Below are 16,338 nucleotides of genomic sequence, written 5' to 3'. Positions count from 1 at the left end.
ATTGCTCCCGGTCTTTTCTGCCCACCAAAATTGGTCTAGACAGATGGAGGCTTCTTCCTTACATTGGTTGGACCGATCGTAGCAAGCTGCAATCGGTTCAATGGGAGGAGAATTCATGCGCTATTTGTCGCTTCGAGGCGCTGCCGCGCATCTATCGCGCGCAGCCTTATTTGCAGGCCTGGCCATTGCCGCCTTGGCAGTGGTTGGACCAATGACGACTTCGCCGGTCGCGGCGGAGGAATTTCCAGCGAAGCCTATCAAAGTGATCGTACCTTTCAAGCCGGGCGGGAGAACCGATGTTGTAGCGCGCATGCTTGGAGAGAAGATCAAGGAAAATGGATGGCTTGGCCAGCCGATGGTTGTTGTGAATGCCGATGGCGGAGCCGGCGCGAACGCCGTCAGCCAGATGAAGCGTGGTGAGGCTGACGGTCATGCGATCATACATTGGCACCACCAGTTGCTTATTGCCACGGCGATGAAACTTGGCGACTTCGGCCTTGAAGATTTCAAGTCGATTGGCTACACGGGTGGCGGCAGCCCGGTATGGGTTGTTCGTGAAGATGCGCCGTTCGATACCCTCGATCAGTTGGTCGAGCACCTCAAGAAAAACCCCCGCAGTCTCGTGGAAGCCGTGGGTATTGGAACGATCCCGCATTTTGTGGGAGCGATCCTTGCCAATGAAGCCGGCTTTGAAACGCGTTATGTGACAGCCAATAGTGGCGCTGATCGCTTGCGGCTCGTTCTGGGCGGCAATGCCGACATCGCGCTTTTTGCTGCGTCTGAATTTCTTGCGCAAGGCGACGGACTGAAGGCGCTTGTCTATTTCGGACGGGAGCGTCTGCCTGACTTGCCGGATGTGCCTACGGCGATTGAGCTTGGCTATAATGTGTCCTGGGCAAACCCCAATTGGTGGCTTGCGCCGGCCGATACGCCCGATGAGGCAGTCGATGCATTGGCCGGTGCGCTGGAGAAGGCAATCAATGATCCGGAGATCGTCGAGTATTTTCGAAACAACACGCTGGAGCCGTATTGGACGAATGGTCCCGACGCGATGACCGATGCGCAAAAGACACTTGAGCAGCTGAAACGGGTTGCCGACACCATTCAATAGCCGACAAATTAATGGCCGGGTGTCCTTTGATCGCCCGGCCCCAATAATGGTGGTCTCAATCATGTTGCTTGGTAAAATTGACCGTCGCCAATGTACGGATCTCATTTTGGCATTATGTGTGGTGATCGGCGCTTCGTTGCTTCTCTATGGGGCGTCGTCCCTGCCTGCGCCGCGCTTTGAACCTCTTGGTTCAGCAGCATTGCCCAGAGGATTGGCAGTGCTACTGATCGTCTTCGCTGCAATCATAGCAGTGCGCGCGTTGTTGCGGGTGGGCGCAGATACAGCGGATGAGTTCGACGAGATCGCACGGGAAGAGGCCGCAGCATCAGGGGTTTCTCTGTGGCGTGGATGGGCAATGTTCATCACCCTCGTCACCTATGTCGCGGCGCTGGACTTTGCAGAGGTGCCGTTTGTGGCGGCTACAACGCTGATGCTCGTTGTAAACGGTTTTGTGCTTAGCGCTTTCAGCGTTCGTTCCATCGTCACTTTTGGTGCCGTCGGGATAATACTTTCGCTGTCCTTGAGCTTCGTGTTCTTCAATTTTCTCCATGTGGATCTGGGCTGAGATGGCAGATGCATTCATCCTATTGTTCGAATGGCAAAATCTGCTGTTGCTGCTTGCGGGAACGGCGCTTGGGATAGTTGTCGGAGCGATCCCTGGACTGACCGCTTCGATGCTGATTGCTCTGACGCTGCCGCTGACATTCCACATGGATCCGGTGGGCGCGGTAACTCTGCTGATAGGCGAGTATGTCGGGGGGATTTCAGGCGGACTCATTACGGCAATATTGCTCAGAATGCCCGGCACGCCAGCCTCCATCGTCACCACTTTCGATGGCTATCCCATGGCTCAGGACAATCGTGCGGAACGCGCCCTCGCGCTCGGCATTCTGGCTTCTGTGGTCGGGGGCATCATCTCTTGGGGCTTTCTTGCCGGGATGTCCCCATCGCTTGCCCGTTTCGCACTCAAATTTGGGCCTTGGGAGTACTTCACCCTCGTCCTTATGGCGTTGGTGATGCTGGCAGCACTTGCCCATAGCTCAATGGTGAAGGGGCTTTTGGCGGCGGCACTGGGAATGGCCTTCGCGTTGCCGGGTATAGACAGTTCTATCGGGCGCGCTCGGCTGACTTTCGGGCATGATGCGCTTTTATCAGGGTTTGGATTGCTTCCGGTCCTCATTGGAGCCTTTGCGATAAGCCAGATCCTTCGGGACTCCTGCGCCGCGAAGACCAGCAATCAGCCTGCGCTTCCCAAGGCGCGTCTGCCCTTGTCGTGGTCCGACGCAAGGGTTCATGGGCCGAATATGTTGAGGTCCTCGGTGATTGGAACGTGGATCGGCCTTCTCCCGGGGATCGGAGCCAATATCGCCGCTCTCGTCGCTTACACGACAGCAAAGCAGGTCTCCGGCGAACCGGAAAAGTTCGGAAAAGGGCATGAGCCGGGTGTCGTGGCCGGCGAAAGCGCCAACAATGCCTCGATTGGTGGCGCACTCATTCCACTTATCACGATGGGAATTCCCGGCAGCGTAACGGAAGCCATACTGATCGGCGCGCTGACAATCCACAATCTCCAGCCCGGTCCGCTGTTGTTCCAGAACGCGCCGGAGATCGCCTACGGCATTATCGCTGCATATCTGATCGCAAACATCATCATGCTGGTCCTGATGTGGAGCGCCGTCAAATACATTGCCAGGCTGGCGCAGATACCGCGCGCAGGCCTTCTTGGCTGCATTCTCGTCTTTTGCGTCGTGGGCTCTTACGCGGTCAACAACAGCTTCGTCGACGTGTGGGTGATGATCGGGTTCGGCGTCATCGGCTTGGGTCTTGAGGCGGCACGTGTTCCTCTCGGGCCATTCGTCATCGGATTTGTTTTAAGCCCTATCGCGGAAGAGCAATTGAGAGCATCGCTCATGATGTCGGATGGCAATGTCCTGGAAATCCTCGCCCGACCATACGCGATGTTCTTCCTGCTCCTGGCGGTTCTGACCTTGATGTGGCCCGTGATTCTGGAACGTGTCAGGACAAACAGAGAGAAACTTGAGAATGACCATACTTAAATTGCCTGGCGGTGGGCGACGCTATCTAGAGATTGCCCAGAATCTTTCTGACAGCATTACGGCTGGAACCTACAAAACAGGCGACAGACTGCCGCCGGAGCGAGAGCTCGCTGCGACTTTGCAGGTGAGCCGAACAACGGTTCGAGAAGCTCTGCTTGCCCTGGAAATCATGCGCTTCGTCGAAATTCGGATTGGCTCTGGCGTCTTTGTACTGCCGGAAAATCTTCGGGAAAAGTCACGCGGCGAGCTTCTTCCCGTTGAGGAGGTGGGGCCATGGGAAGTGCTTGAAGCGCGCCGGATGGTGGAGGGCGAGTCCGCCTTTCGCGCGGCGCAGCGTGCAACGGAAGCCCAAATTGCGGCCCTCGCCGATTGCATAGAGCGCATGGAGGCCCGCATTGATGATGTTCCCCGCTTCGATCAGGCCGATGCTGAGTTTCACATGCTTATTGCGAGTGCTGCGGGAAACAGCCTGATCGAAAATTATGTCGCCCATTTGTGGCGCCTGCGCGAGAGCGCACTTTGGGACCGTTGGTACGATGCCACCCGCCATCCCGCAAATCGACGGCGCTCGGTGGAGGATCATAAAGCCATCTACAAAGCTATCAAACGCGAGCTGCCGGAGGTCGCGAAGACTGCCATGTGCGCTCATATCGACGTGCTGGCCGAGCGCTTTTTCGACCTCAATCTCTGATCGGCCTGTCGTGCCGAATGTCTTTTCGAACTGAAGGATCAACCATGTCCAGAAAACCAGATATCGTAATGATCGTTACCGATCAGCAGCGTTACGATACGATAAGGAGCTTGGGGGCAGACCATATGGATACCCCCAATCTGGATCGCCTGGCCGAACGAGGCGTGACCTTTTCCAACTGCCACGTCACCGCCCCAAGCTGCGTGCCCTGCAGGGCGAGCCTTTTCTCAGGCTACTATCCGCATACCAACGGGGTCCTGGCCAACGGTCAGGAATGGAGCCGGACTTGGGTTTCCAAGCTGCAAGAGGCGGGATACCACACCGTGAACATCGGCAAGATGCACACCATCCCCTATGATGCGCCAGCCGGCTTTAACGAGCGTTTCGTCGTCGAAAACAAGGACCGCTACTATGAAGGTCGCTGGTTCTTCGACGAGTGGGACAAGGCGCTTGCGGCAAACGGACTGAAAAAGCAGCAGCGCGAGGAATACCGAAAGCGTGCCGACTACAAGACCAGCCTGGGCGCCTTTACATGGGATCTGCCCGCGCATCTCCAGTCCGATAATTTCGTGGGCGGAATGGCCCGTTGGTGGCTCAAAACCAAGCCCATGGAGAAGCCGCTGTTTCTCGTGGTCGGTTTTCCCGGACCGCATCCCCCCTATGATCCGACGCCGGATTATGCTGAGAAATACATGCAGCGTGATGTGCCGCTGCCTGAGGTGACCGAGGAGGAGTTGGAGCAACTCCCGCCACCCTTTGTCGAGAAGCGTCGTCATGACGTGGAAGTGGACCATGATTCCGTCGCATGGGACCTGAAGCCCTCCCGCGATCAACTTCACCGCATGAGAGCCTACTACTACGCCAATGTGGAGATGATCGATCGCGAAGTTGGCGAGATACTGGATGCGCTTGAAGAAGCTGGTCGCCTCGACAATGCGATTATCATCTTCACGTCCGATCACGGCGATTGCCTGGGAGATCATGGCCTCAGCCAGAAGTGGGCACCCTATGAAGAGGTCACCCGGGTTCCGCTGATCATCAGTGCACCCTCACGCTTCGATAGCGGGCGAGACGTGGGCGAACTGGTCCAGCTGTTTGATCTGGGGCCTACGATTCTGGAATGGGCAGGCGTCTCCCTGGAGGACTCCTACGAAGCCGAATCCCTCAATCCGGCCCTGGATGGAAAGAGCTTCAAAGGGCGTAGTCACGTATTCTGCGAACAGGGAAAGGATGTGAACCTGACAGGCGCGGAATACCTGACCATGGTTCGTTCCAAAACCCACAAGCTTGTCCATTTTGCCGGCCAGGACTTCGGGCAATTGTTCGATCTGGTCAATGATCCTGGGGAGCGAACAAACCTGTGGGATGATCCGGATTCAGCGACCGTCAAACAAGAGCTGAAAAATGTGATGCTCGAGTGGTATGTGAACAGCACGATCCGAACCAGGAACGTGAGGAAGCGTACGGTGGTTCCTCTGGCGGAACCTGCGTAAGCGACGATGCCGTGCGGGAGCCGGTCATCGCCAGGATCACCAGATGTATTTCAGGCCGAGACGTCCGCCGTAGCTGTGGCTGGCGGCCCCATCGACCGAGACTTTGTAATCGCCCGAGGCGAAGCCGAAGGTGTTGGCGGCGATCTGGCCGGTGAGACCAAGCTCGAGCTGCATCCAGGTCTGCGCCCGATCGACGGCGAGGTGGATGGGATTGCGCCCCAACCGTCGGTGCGGACATTCTCGCCGCACTGCGAACTGGCCGATATATCCTGGTACCAGGTGGCTTGGGCAACGGCGTCGAGATACCAGCCCTTGGATCCGAAATGAGTCCAGTGGCCGTCGATGATGTGCTCGACATCGGCGTTGCCGGTGGTGGCGCCGAACGAGAGGCCGGCCTGCCCGGAAGAGCCCCCGGCTGAACCCATGCCGTGCTCCCGGCGGTAGAGATCGAGCCCGGCCTGGAAGCCGGCGATATCATAATCGAAGCCCGGCCCGTCGGCCAGGAAGTTGTCCGATCCCATGGTCCCGGTCCGGCCGAAGGCGCGCATCCAGGCGGTGGAAGGCTCGCCTTGCCTGCCCAGGTTCAAATCCGTTTAGGGCGGTCAAGAACAGCCCTCGGTGAAGGCTTCCCGCATGGCGCTGAGTATTATGACGGCGGAAGCGGAACCCGGATCCATATGTCCCAGCGACCGTTCTCCGAGCCGGGCCGCGCGGCCGCGCGCTGCGACCATTGATCTTGTGGCATTGGCGCCATCCTCGGCGGCGGCAAGAATGCTGTTCCACATCTCGGCAGCCGTGGCCCCGCGGGAGACCGCTTCCGCAGCGGCTTCGGCAGCCGGGATCCAGGCATCGAGCATCGTTTTATCGCCGCGCTGTCCCTTGCCCCGGTCCTTGATGCCCGCGGCCATGGCCTCGATGATGATTGCCTGGTCGGCCGGAGAGAGACTTTCCAGCGGCTTTAGTGCCTGCGCCGCCCTGCGGAAGGCGGTCGCATAAAGTGGTCCGGTCGATGCGCCGACGGCATTGAGAAATGCCGTGGCGGCCGCGGAAAACACGTCGGACGGCAGCGTGCGGCCAAGGTCGAGCTTGGCGAGCTCGCTGTTGACGGCGGTAAAGCCGAGCGACATCGTGATCCCGTGATCGGCATCGCCGATCGCGCCGTCGAGATGGGACAGGTGATCCTGTTTCGCGTCGATCGCAAAGGATATCAGCTGGAACATCCGGCTCAGTCGGCGCGCTGCACTTTCAGACATTGGAATTCCTCAACTCGATCACAAGCCCCCCACTCACTCCGGCTATCTCAGCGCACTCTCAAAAATGCAGCATCGCACGGATGATGGAGCAATTCCGACAATTCGCTATCCAGATGCAGGATCGAGATCGACGCTCCCACCATATCCAGCGAGGTGCAGTAGTGGCCGACCCAGTTCGCTTCGATGCTGATATCCTTGGCGCTCAGGCGCTGCGCAACGCGTCGGAACAGAATGTAGAGCTCCATGAGCGGCGTTGCTCCGAATGAATTGACGAGCACGGCAACGCGATCACCCTGCACCGCCTTCATCTCTGAAAAGATCCGGTCCATGATCCGGTCGGTAATCTCGTCGGCAGGCATCATCTGGTCGCGCACGACACCACGCTCGCCGTGGATACCCATGCCGATCTCGATATCATCCGGCCCGATCTCGAAATTGTGCCGCCGGGTCTGCGGCAACGAGCAAGGCTCGAGCGCCACGCCCATGGTGAATGTCCGGTTGTTCGCCTTGCGCGTGACCGCCTCGCATTCGGCAAGCGAAAGGCCGCGGTCGCAGGCCGCACCGGCAATCTTGAAGACGAAAACGTTTCCGGCGACGCCGCGCCGTCCTTCGCGGTCTTCGATGGGGGACGAGGCTATGTCGTCGGTGGTGAGAACGGTGCGGACCTCTATCTTCTCATCCTGCGCCATTTCCGCCGCCATTTCGAAGTTCATAACGTCGCCGGCGTAGTTGCCATAGACGAACAGGACGCCTTCGCCACCGGAAGCAGCTTTTGTACATTCCAGGATGGGCGTCGGGGGCGGTGAAGAGAAGATATTGCCGACGGCGACCGCATCGGCGAGCCCCTTGCCGACATAGCCGAGAAAGCACGGCTCATGTCCGGTGCCGCCGCCGATGACGAGGCCGACCTTGCCCTTGCGAGGGCCGTTTTTTGCGACCAGGCTTCGGTTTGATCCCTTGACTGGCTGGATATAGGCAGCGTGCGCCTTCGTCACGCCGTCCAGCATCTCTTCGACCACGTCATTGGGATTATTGAGGAACTTTTTGATGTGGGTGCGAAAATTGCTTGGAAGCTGCACCGTCTCTTTGGAACGCGAACGTTGCGATGCCTTCTGATCGAATTCGGTTACGCCGTCGGCGTTCAGTATGCCTCGCCCGGTCGCTGCGTCGGTGACGAGGATATTCACATATCCGCCTCTGAGCGCAGCCAGGATTGCCGGCACCTTGTCGAAACCGCCGGCGACAGCGATACGCGTTGCGATATTCTTCAGCATGTCGAGAGAAATACCGATGGTGCGCTCGTCCAACGGACCGGCTACGGGATGTCCGTGCGGGTCTATGAACCGGCCGGCGACGACACCGACGGCGTTCTTCGCCAGATAGTCCTGAATGGAAACCGATTCAAAGAAGCCGCTGGTGTGAATGGTGGAATTCGGGCGAAGCGATGAAACGCCGAACAAAGCCTTGTTGGCCCGGGCAAGGACGGCGAACTGTTCTTCCAGCAGTGGCTCCTGCAGGATTGCCGAACGAACGCCCACGCTGGAGACGATCGCTGGCGCGGTGATGTTGACCAGCCTGGCGCCGATGGCGGTGGCAACCGTCGATGCGCAAAGCTCCGGCGTGTAGGCGAAGGTCGCACGCGTGCCGCCGGTTGCCTGCACCACCGTCACGTCCTGCAGATTGGAAACGGACAGGTTTTCCGCGATCGACAGGGTCGTGCGACCCCAGGCGACGGCAAGTGTATCCCCGGATTTCAGGAGCTTTGCCAACGCCTGCCCGCCGGCTGAACCTAGACGGTCGATGAGCGCACGGGATCCATCGTCGCTCGGTACGACAAGACAATCCGTCAGGCCGAAATGACGCTTCAGTTCCTGTGCTATCGAAAGCGAGCTGAGCCGCGCCGGTTCAAGCGAGATCTTGACGATTCCCCGGTCTCGGGCATCGGCGAGGTAACTGTTCACCGTTGCCCGCGATATTCCCATGATACCGGCGATTTCGCCCTGGGTGCGGCCTTCCTCGTAATAGAGCCAGCAGGCCCAGACATAGGGATCGTCACCATAACGAAGAGGCATGACATCCGGCCCTTCGGCCAGCCCCGCCTTGTTTGCTGCTACTTTCTTCGCTGATGCCATCCGTTTGATAACTCTACGCTCACATCTTGATAAGGGCCTCGAAGATGACGGCGATGCGTGACCGATACAAGCGTTTTTGCAACGCGGCGCGCCCCGATGCCGGACCGTTGATGGCGGGCACCAGGGCGCGGCGCGTGGCCCAATGCCGTTGCCGTTTGGCCACGCGGCCTTGGGAGGTGCTTTTTCCTCGTCAGAATCGCCGGCGGTCTGAGGTCAGTGGAGCTTGCCCGATGCGCCGAGCGACAGTTCCTTCAAAATGATTGCGCAGGAGGTTGCACCTGCGTCGAGCACGCCGCGCGAGCGTTCACCGAGCCGGCTGGCGCGTCCGATCTTGGCTACGAGGTCGATGGTCGAGTCGCGGCCTTGCTCCGACGCCGCGACAAGCGCCTCGAGAGCATCTGCAAAGGACTTCCCGGAAGCGATTGCCGCATCGAACGCTTCGACGGCTGGTGAGAGTGTATCGAGCAGCGTCTTGTCGCCGACCTTGGCGGATCCGATGGACTGGACGCCGGCGAGGCCTGCGTGAAGCATGTCGCTGAAAGCCTTGGCGTCGATCTCCTCGGCACCTTCCAGCTTCTCGGCAAATTCGGTGAACATCACGCCATAGAGCGGACCCATGGAACCGCCGATTTCCGTCATCAGCACTGTACCGAGCGTATCAAGGGATTGGCCGAACGAAACGTTCTTACCCTTGAGGCGTTCGGCAGCCATGCCGAAACCCTTGGCCATGTTGACCCCGTGGTCGCCATCACCGATCTTGCCGTCGATCTCGCTGAGATAGGCCCGGTTTTCGACGATCCGGTCGGCCATGGCGAGAACGATGTCGCCGGACGAGGCATTGCTGAATGTCTGCATTTCCCGGCTCCTTTACAAAACCACCGTGCAACGAACTTCGACGTCGAGCAATTTCTTCAGTTCGGCATCGAGCGCCATGACGGTCAGTGTGGCGCCGACCATTTCCAGGGAGGTAAAGTAGTTGCCGACATAGGTGCGGTAGATCTTCAGGCCGCGGCCGGTGATTTCCGCTTCGATCGTATCATTCAGGATATAGAGTTCGTTGAGCGGGGTCGCGCCAAGGCCCGAAACGAGCACGGCGACCTCGGTGCCTTCGGGCAGGCAGTGGTCGTCGAGGACGATCTTGCACATGTCCCTGGCGATCTCGCTTGCCGTCTTCAGGGGCTCGACACGCACGCCGGGTTCGCCATGATGGCCGATGCCGACCTCCATGGTGCCGGATTCGATCTGGAAATTGGGGTGCCCGACCGCCGGCAGCGTGCAGGGACCAAGGCCGACGCCGATGGAACGACAATTGTCGATTGCCTTCTGGGCGGTGGCGCGGACTTCTTCCAGCGAAGCGCCGCTTGCCGCCTTGGCGCCGCCGATCTTCCACATGAAGATCTCACCGGCCACGCCGCGGCGCTTTTCCCGCTCTTCCCAGGGGGCCGAACATACGTCGTCATTGGCAACGACCGTCGCGACCTCGATGCCTGCCTTGGCGGCCATCTTCACGGCCATCTTTACATTCATGTTGTCGCCGGCATAATTGCCGTAGAGGCAGACTACGCCCATGCCGCCATTGGCTTGGCAAACGGCGTCGTAGAAGCTCTTGGCCGTCGGGGACGAAAAGAGTTCGCCGACGGCAACGGCATCAAGCATGTTCGTGCCGGTGTAGCCGATGAAAGCCGGTTCATGGCCCGAACCGCCGCCGGTGACGACGCCGACCTTGCCTTGATAAGGCGCATTCCTGGCAGCAATGACGCGGGGATTTTCCGCAAGGCGAACAATATCGGAATGAGCTTTCACGAAGCCCTTGACGGTGTCTTCGACGACTTCATCGGGGTTGTTGATGAACCGCTGCATAGTGTCTCCTATATTTTCGAGCACGGTGCTCACAGTATTGTGTATCCGCCGTCGATCAGGAGATCGGCGCCGGTGATCATCTGCGCACCTGCGGACGCGAGGAAGACAGCCGCGGCCGCGATCTCCTCCGGATAGGCGAAACGGCCTGCCGGGATACGCTTCCTGGCGGCCTCGCCCTTTTCGCCGGCCCAGGCTTTCTTGCCAAGTTCGGTCAGGACGATGGTGGGCGAGATGGTGTTGACATTGATGCCGTAGCGGCCCCATTCGGCCGCAAACGTCTTCGACATGCCGATCACTCCGAATTTCGAGGCGCAGTAGGCGACGTGCTCCTCGATAGCGACCGTTCCGGCCTGTGAGGCGAGGTTGATGATCTTGCCGCCCTTGCCGGCTGCGATCATCGCCTTGCCGACAGCCTGGGTAACAAGGAAGCTGCCCTTCAGGTTTATATTGATGGTCTTGTCCCAGTGGTCGTGCGAAAGCTCTTCCGCCGGTGCGAGGAACACGACGCCGGCGCTGTTGACCGCGATATCGATCGTGCCGAAGGCGGCAATAACGTCGGCAACGGCCTTATTCACCGACTGCGCATTGGAAACGTCGCAGGCGAACGATTTTGCGCTGCCGCCAATCGCATCCGCCTTGGCGGCGGCGATGGATATGTCGATGTCCAGGATGGCGACCTTCGCTCCCTTCGAAGCGAAGGCGGATGCGATTGCCGCGCCGATCCCGGAGCCTCCGCCGGTTACCAGGGCAACCTTGCCGGAGAGTGGGAAGTCAAGGTCGATATTGGGAGCTGTCTCGGTCATTTTCCTGCAGGCCTCGGTTGGCGATTGCGGGGCGGAAATACCGCCCCGCACTGAACTCTTATTGGCGGGCTTCCAGCAGCTTATCCACGTTGTCTGCCGTTACCGGGGTCCACGGCACGTTGTAGACCGCATCTTTGCCGTCATTGAAAGGCATGTCCGGATACTGGGCCCAGATGTCGGATTCCGGCTTGTAGTCACCCTTTTTTGCATGGAAGATTGCCAGATCAAGCGCGCCTTGCGCCTGTGCACGAGCGTCCTGAAGGATGGATGTCATCGTACCGGCCTTGACCGCATGCAGGGCATCGGTGATGCCGTCGATGCCGGCAATGGCGAAATCCTCGGTTTTCAGGTTCGCTGCCTTGATGGCTTCGATCGCGCCGAGCGCCATTTCGTCGTTCTGGCCGATGACGCCGTTGATCTGGCCCGGGTGCGCCGTCAGCCAGTTTTCCATCAGTGTCTGGGCTTCTGCACGCGACCAGTTGGCAGTCTGATCTTCCAGAATCTTCACATCCGGGCACTCGGCCAGAGCCTTCTTGTTGCCCTCCAGGCGGGAGATCTGGGCCGACTGGCCGATCGGTCCTTCGAGGATCACGACGTTACCCTTGCAGCCGATCTTGTCGAGAACCGTCTTGGCTTCCATATAGCCGGAGACGGTGTCGTCCGAGCCGACATAGGATGTGAGCAGGTCGGAGTTCACGCGGGTGTTGGAGCCGACAACCGGAATACCGGCATCGTGCGCGGCCTGGACGGCGGTTGCACCGGCTTCGATGTCGATCGGCACGAAGATGATCGCATCGTATTGCTGCGTGATCATCGTGCTGAACTGCTCCTGCTGGACGAGAGCGTCGTAGCGGCCGTCGAAAACGGTCAGGTCGACATCGCCGTTCTTGACGGCGGGATGATCTTCAAGGGCGGCCGACCAGATCTGCATGAATTCCGCATTCAGACCGTATACAGCGGCGCCGACCTTGATCTTCTTGTCCTGTGCCAGCGTCGGCGAGGCCATCAGCGCAGTCGCTGCGGCTAGCGCAATTAGAAGCTTTTTCATTCTCATTCTCCTCCGTTGAATTCCCGGTCACCACCTCGGTGCACCGAAGAGTTGGGGTGCGGTTCGACCGCTGCCCTTTGTGTCAGGGACTTCAAACCCCCTGATTCCGTTTCTGGTCCAGCATGACGGCGCCGACGATCAGAGCGCCTTTCAGGACCTGCTGGTAGTAGGATTGGATACCCATCAGGTCCAAACCGTTGTTCATGACGCTGATGATCAAGGCGCCGACAAGCGTGCCGGTGATGCGGCCCACTCCGCCTGAAAGGCTCGTGCCTCCGATGACCACGGCGGCGATGGCATCGAGTTCGTAGGAAATGCCGGCCTGCGGCAGCGCGGATCCGGTGCGGGCCGAAAGCAGCATGCCTGCGAGACCTGCAAGCCCGCCCGAGATGACGTAAACCAGCAGACGCAGCCGCGAGACATTGATGCCCGACGTGACGGCGGCATGGGGGTTGCCGCCGACCGCATAAATATAGCGGCCGAACCGCGTGCGGTTCAAAACCCACCACGAGATCACGAAGATGGCCGCGAGCAGCACGACCGGCATCGGTATGCCGAGGATGTTGCCGGTGCCGATCCAGCGGAACTCGGGCGTCAGGGCGGGTACCGGGCGGCCGCCGCCATAAAGCAGCGTCATGCCGCGCGCCGCCGACAGCATGCCGAGCGTGGCAACGAAGGCCGGTACCGCGAACCGCGAGACGATAATGCCGACGATCGCGCCGCAGGCGATGCCGACCAGGAGGCCAACCGGAAGGGCGACGAGGGCGGAGTAGGGTGCGCCTGCAATGCCGGCGGTCGAAGAGTTGGTGGCGAAACTCGCGCTGACGATGCCCGCCAGGGCCACAACCGAGCCGACCGAAAGGTCGATGCCGCGGGTGAGAATGACGAAGGTCATGCCGATCGCCAGAATGCCATTGATCGACGTCTGCAACAGGATGTTGGAGATGTTGCCTGCGGTCAGGAAATATTCGTTCGACAGCGAAAGGATCAGCGCCAGCAGAAGAAATGCGACGAAGATCCCGTATTCCTGAATGATCAGTTTGCGCCGTTCAGAGCTGAACCAGGCGCTGGGCAGATTTTTCTCGGTGCTGGACACGGATATTACCTTTCTGATGCCGACGATGCAGGGATCACGCTGGTTGTCTGAAGGTCAGGTGGACAGATGAACGAGCGACTGCGCGTCCGACTGCTCCCTGCTGTAGATCCCGGCGGACCGCCCGCGTCGCATGACCATGATCCGGTCGGACATGCCTAGAACTTCGTCGATCTCCGAAGAGATCATAACGACTGTGCCGCCTTCTTCGGCGAACGCGCAGACGATGCGGTAGATCTCCCGTTTGGCGCCGACATCGACACCCCGGGTCGGTTCATCAAGCAGCAGAACCTTGGGATTGCGAAGAAACCATTTGCCGAGGACGACCTTTTGCTGATTGCCGCCGGAAAGGTCGGAAACCGGCATGGTGTCCCGCGCGGCCTTGATGTCGAAGCGTTCCACCATCCGCCGGCTGGCATCGGCCTCCATGCGACGATCCATGTTGAAGCGGGGGCTGAGTTCGGGAAGGCTGGCCATGCAGATGTTGCTGCGCACGCTGTCCGTCAGGTTGAGGCCCGTCGACTTGCGGTCCTCGGTTACGAAGGCGATGCCATGGGCCATCGCGTCGGCTGGTTTCCCGACCGTGATGTCCTCGCCGTCGATCCTGATGCTTCCCCTGGAGGTCCGATCGAGGCCGAACAGACAGTTGAATATCTCGCTTCGGCCGGAGCCCATCAGCCCGTAAATGCCGAGTATCTCGCCCTTGCGGGCGGTGAAGGACACGTCATCGATTTTGCCCGGAGCGGTGAGGCCGGATACTTCGAGGCCTGGGACATCGCTTGGGGCATTGGTCTTGATGTATTCGTCGCCCAGTTCACGACCGACGATCATGCGGATGAGGCTGGGCCTGTCGGTATCCGCAAGATTGCCACTGCCGACATAGCTGCCGTCGCGGAAGACAGTATAGGAGTCGGCGATCTGAAATATCTCCGAGAGGCGGTGGGAAACGTAGACGATGCCCTTGCCCTCGGCCTTGAGACGTTCGACCGCCGTAAACAGGTACTGGGCCTCCTTTTCGCCAATGGCGGAGGTCGGCTCGTCCATGAAGATGACTTCCGCGTTGTGGCTCAATGCCTTGGCGATCTCGACCAGTTGAATCTGGGCGACCGACAGGTTCATCATGAGCAGCGATGCGCGGATGTTGAAGCCGAGCCGGTCCAAAAGGGCCTGTGCGTTGCGGTTCATGGTCTTGAAGTCGATGCCGCCGAAACGGCTGGACGGTTCGCGGCCGAGATAGATGTTCTCGGCAACCGTCATGTGCGGCACCGGGCTCAGTTCCTGCTCGATGATCGCAATGCCTGCCGCAAGCGCTTCAGCGGGGGTCGAGTAGGTCACTTCCGTGCCGCGGCGGCGGATCGATCCAGCGTCGCGCATGTGAATTCCCATGAGAATTTTCAAAAACGTCGATTTTCCCGCGCCGTTGCCGCCGCATAAAGCATGCACCGAGCCGGCGCGCAGCTGGAAGCGCCCGTCCGACAGGGCGGCAACACCGCCAAAGGACTTCCGCAGTCCTTCCACCTCAAGCAGAAACTCCAAGGCATTTCCTCCCAACGTCGTCCCGGTCTGCGCCAGCTTGCCGGCGCGGGCTCCTCTTCCGCTGTCTTTACATTATTCGGATAATGGTCGACATTTGTCAACAATGCTTCGAGCGGACGTTTGTGCCGGCTACCATTGAGCGTATTGACGGTTCCTATTTTTCAGCGTCTTCGTGCGGAGAGGGCGGTGCCCGGTTTCTGTATTTTCCGCAGGAATCTCAGTCGTTCACCCCGGGAAATGCGTCTGCATTGACAATCACGCGCTCTTGTCTTGCGTTCCATCGGTTCTTTCGCTTATTGATGCAGTGTTCTCGGGGCGGGGTGAAATTCCCCACCGGCGGTATCGGGAGAAGTCCCGGAGCCCGCGAGCGCTTCCGGCAATCCCGGAAGGTCAGCAGATCCGGTGCGATGCCGGAGCCGACGGTATAGTCCGGATGGAAGAGGACAACGCAGCGAACGTCGCCCATGTGTCGGCGGATCGATGCTTTGTTCGCCCAAGGGATACTTGGCGCTCGGTTACGAGCACGACCCTTGAAAGGCTTGGAATGACTATCTCTAAAATCGAAGAAGCAATCGAGGCGATTGCATGCGGTCAAATGGTGATTGTCGTCGATGACGAGGATCGCGAGAACGAAGGCGACATCATCGTCGCCTCGGATAGCATCACCCCGCAGACCGTCGCCTTCATGATGAACCATGCCCGCGGCTTGATCTGCGTGGCGATGGAAGGTGAGCGTCTGGATGCGCTCGACCTTCCCCTGATGGTGCCGCGCAATACCGAATACCACAAGACCGCGTTCACGGTTTCGGTAGACTACATTCCCGGCACGACAACCGGCATCTCGGCGGCCGACCGCGCGAAAACAATCCGGGCGCTGGTCGAAGACGGTACCCGCCCCGAAGCGTTCGCCCGTCCGGGTCACATCTTTCCGCTCAGAGCCAATCCCGAAGGCGTTCTCGGCCGTCCGGGGCATACCGAAGCCGCCGCCGACCTTTGTCGTCTGGCGGGGCGGTATCCCTCGGGCACGATCTGTGAAATCGCCAATGACGACGGCTCTATGGCGCGATTGCCGGAGCTTATGCTGTTTGCCGAAAAATATGGCCTGCTACTCGTCACGATCAAGGATCTGATCGAATATAGGACGCAGCACAAACAGGCGGCCGGTGCCGTCTTTGAGATAGCGGCCGCAGAGTAGGCTTTTCGGCTATTCTGCAATTATCCAGCGGTCAGCGTGATCCTCCCGCTGGCCGCTTATAACGGG

15 protein-coding genes, 1 pseudogene and 1 riboswitch are annotated in these 16,338 nt (G+C 59.5%); of the genes and pseudogenes, 6 read left to right on the top strand and 10 right to left on the bottom strand.

Annotated elements, in window-relative coordinates:
• Positions 1-115: 115 nt before the first annotated feature.
• The 5 genes from C5748_RS05375 (at position 116) to C5748_RS05355 (ending at position 5,352) form a co-directional block, all read left to right on the top strand.
• Entirely contained in the window at positions 116-1,111 is a 996-nt protein-coding gene (locus tag C5748_RS05375) for a Bug family tripartite tricarboxylate transporter substrate binding protein (protein ID WP_158259813.1), read from the top strand.
• A 61-nt stretch (positions 1,112-1,172) separates the two neighbouring features.
• A complete protein-coding gene (locus C5748_RS05370) occupies positions 1,173-1,676 on the top strand; it encodes a tripartite tricarboxylate transporter TctB family protein (RefSeq protein ID WP_158259812.1) in 504 nt (167 codons plus the stop codon).
• Position 1,677: 1 nt separating this feature from the next.
• Entirely contained in the window at positions 1,678-3,168 is a 1,491-nt protein-coding gene (locus C5748_RS05365; protein WP_105740895.1) for a tripartite tricarboxylate transporter permease, read from the top strand.
• Positions 3,155-3,859 (top strand): FadR/GntR family transcriptional regulator, encoded by a 705-nt coding sequence (locus C5748_RS05360; protein WP_105740894.1) that lies wholly within the window; start codon positions 3,155-3,157, stop codon positions 3,857-3,859. Before C5748_RS05365 ends, C5748_RS05360 begins: the two co-directional genes overlap by 14 nt.
• 44 nt (positions 3,860-3,903) lie before the next feature.
• Complete coding sequence (locus tag C5748_RS05355; protein ID WP_105740893.1) at positions 3,904-5,352, top strand: sulfatase family protein; 1,449 nt, start codon at positions 3,904-3,906, stop codon at positions 5,350-5,352.
• Between the two features lie 36 nt (positions 5,353-5,388).
• Here C5748_RS05355 and C5748_RS28790 read toward each other — a convergent pair whose 3' ends face one another.
• From C5748_RS28790 to C5748_RS05310, 10 genes and pseudogenes are all read right to left on the bottom strand, one after another.
• Complete coding sequence (locus C5748_RS28790) at positions 5,389-5,526, bottom strand: hypothetical protein (RefSeq protein ID WP_245428820.1); 138 nt, start codon at positions 5,524-5,526, stop codon at positions 5,389-5,391.
• 146 nt (positions 5,527-5,672) lie between these two features.
• Positions 5,673-5,873: pseudogene (locus tag C5748_RS29410) on the bottom strand (hypothetical protein); the annotation flags it as partial.
• 81 nt (positions 5,874-5,954) lie between these two features.
• Positions 5,955-6,605: a dihydroxyacetone kinase subunit DhaL gene (gene dhaL, locus C5748_RS05345; protein ID WP_105740891.1), complete on the bottom strand. Its 651-nt coding sequence runs from the start codon at positions 6,603-6,605 to the stop codon at positions 5,955-5,957.
• Between the two features lie 47 nt (positions 6,606-6,652).
• The gene (locus tag C5748_RS05340; protein ID WP_105740890.1) at positions 6,653-8,737 is read right to left on the bottom strand and encodes a bifunctional sugar-binding transcriptional regulator/dihydroxyacetone kinase subunit DhaK; all 2,085 of its coding nucleotides are present in this window, start codon (positions 8,735-8,737) and stop codon (positions 6,653-6,655) included.
• Positions 8,738-8,950: 213 nt separating this feature from the next.
• Positions 8,951-9,592: a dihydroxyacetone kinase subunit DhaL gene (dhaL, locus tag C5748_RS05335; protein ID WP_105740889.1), complete on the bottom strand. Its 642-nt coding sequence runs from the start codon at positions 9,590-9,592 to the stop codon at positions 8,951-8,953.
• A gap of 12 nt (positions 9,593-9,604) precedes the next feature.
• On the bottom strand, positions 9,605-10,597 hold the full coding sequence (locus C5748_RS05330; protein ID WP_105740888.1) for a dihydroxyacetone kinase subunit DhaK: 993 nt from the start codon (positions 10,595-10,597) through the stop codon (positions 9,605-9,607).
• Between the two features lie 29 nt (positions 10,598-10,626).
• Positions 10,627-11,400, bottom strand: a complete 774-nt coding sequence (locus C5748_RS05325; RefSeq protein WP_105740887.1) for a GolD/DthD family dehydrogenase — start codon at positions 11,398-11,400, stop codon at positions 10,627-10,629.
• 58 nt (positions 11,401-11,458) lie between these two features.
• The gene (locus C5748_RS05320) at positions 11,459-12,448 is read right to left on the bottom strand and encodes a substrate-binding domain-containing protein (protein WP_105740886.1); all 990 of its coding nucleotides are present in this window, start codon (positions 12,446-12,448) and stop codon (positions 11,459-11,461) included.
• 91 nt (positions 12,449-12,539) lie between these two features.
• Positions 12,540-13,544 carry an ABC transporter permease gene (locus C5748_RS05315; RefSeq protein WP_105740885.1) on the bottom strand — a complete coding sequence of 335 codons (1,005 nt, stop codon included), beginning with the start codon at positions 13,542-13,544 and terminating at the stop codon, positions 12,540-12,542.
• 54 nt (positions 13,545-13,598) lie between these two features.
• Positions 13,599-15,077 carry a sugar ABC transporter ATP-binding protein gene (locus C5748_RS05310; RefSeq protein WP_105740884.1) on the bottom strand — a complete coding sequence of 493 codons (1,479 nt, stop codon included), beginning with the start codon at positions 15,075-15,077 and terminating at the stop codon, positions 13,599-13,601.
• Between the two features lie 302 nt (positions 15,078-15,379).
• Positions 15,380-15,526, top strand: a riboswitch (FMN riboswitch).
• A gap of 95 nt (positions 15,527-15,621) precedes the next feature.
• Here C5748_RS05310 and ribB point away from each other — a divergent pair.
• Positions 15,622-16,272 carry a 3,4-dihydroxy-2-butanone-4-phosphate synthase gene (ribB, locus tag C5748_RS05305; RefSeq protein WP_105740883.1) on the top strand — a complete coding sequence of 217 codons (651 nt, stop codon included), beginning with the start codon at positions 15,622-15,624 and terminating at the stop codon, positions 16,270-16,272.
• The last annotated feature ends 66 nt before the right edge of the window (positions 16,273-16,338 follow it).

It is taken from the genome of Phyllobacterium phragmitis, assembly GCF_002980495.1.
Classification (GTDB): Bacteria; Pseudomonadota; Alphaproteobacteria; order Rhizobiales; family Rhizobiaceae; genus Paramesorhizobium; species Paramesorhizobium phragmitis.
The sequence above is the reverse complement of the archived record's forward strand: the minus strand, read 5'-3'. Positions and strand labels throughout refer to the sequence as shown.